Below are 908 nucleotides of genomic sequence, written 5' to 3'. Positions count from 1 at the left end.
AGTCCCATATATGTAGGGTTTGTATTTTGGTTTAATTGTTGTAAATGGTTATTCATGTTTTATCTCCGTTAGTAATTACATAAGAGAGACAACATACGTAATTTATTATTTAACCAATATCACTACCCCTTACATTACAGGTATTAATAACTATTCCATTCATATCTCAATAATTATAATTCTAGTTATTGATAGTACTTTAAGTATTAGTTGTTATTAGTTCACTTATATATTCCTTACTATTAAATATACTAGTATTAACATACAGACAAATAAGCTAATTAAAAACATCGAAGCTACCGAGAACAATGTCAACCTTAGTGACGGTAACTCCATAACTGTGTTACTCTGGAGATATCCCAACTTTGTATCTACCGCAACCCCAGTCTTCACAAAGAATCAGCCGTCTATGATTACTATAAATCGTCATTAAATTTATGATAAAACCATCACAAAATCCCCTCTAAATCCACTGTAAAATCACTATAAATACTACGCAGTAGAAATATAGGATTTGATATTATGACTTTAACTATAAGAAATAAAAGAGAAGCTACATTTTGTTGGGGATATCTTTGTAAAACTTTCAATATATTTTTTGAAAGGCCAAATGATTACAAAAAAATGAAAGATAGAGCTTTACAACTATTAGATGAACGCCACCTAAATAATAATGATAAAAACGTTATAATTAATTCTATTAACTTAACAGCCACACAATACTTACTTAATGAGGAACAAATATATTCATTAAACTTTGGTAGTGTTCGATATATAAATTGGCTATGGATGAAAGTAATTTCTTCTAGAAATATTTTTATGTTAAATTCTAGTTTAACCAAGCAATTTAAAAATATAACGCCACAATCAGTTCAACAACAAACAGATTCTAACTCTATTGATATTTT

The 908-nt window shown here is 27.9% G+C and carries 1 protein-coding gene; it reads left to right on the top strand.

The genetic code is table 11. From position 1 onward, the window contains the following. Positions 1-522: 522 nt before the first annotated feature. Positions 523-908 (top strand): hypothetical protein (locus I3255_RS14185; protein ID WP_238039393.1); only part of this gene is annotated, 386 nt, incomplete at its 3' end.

Origin of the sequence: Psychrobacter sp. Ps6, assembly GCF_022129235.1 — a bacterium.
GTDB lineage: Bacteria > Pseudomonadota > Gammaproteobacteria > Pseudomonadales > Moraxellaceae > Psychrobacter.
The sequence above is the reverse complement of the archived record's forward strand: the minus strand, read 5'-3'. Positions and strand labels throughout refer to the sequence as shown.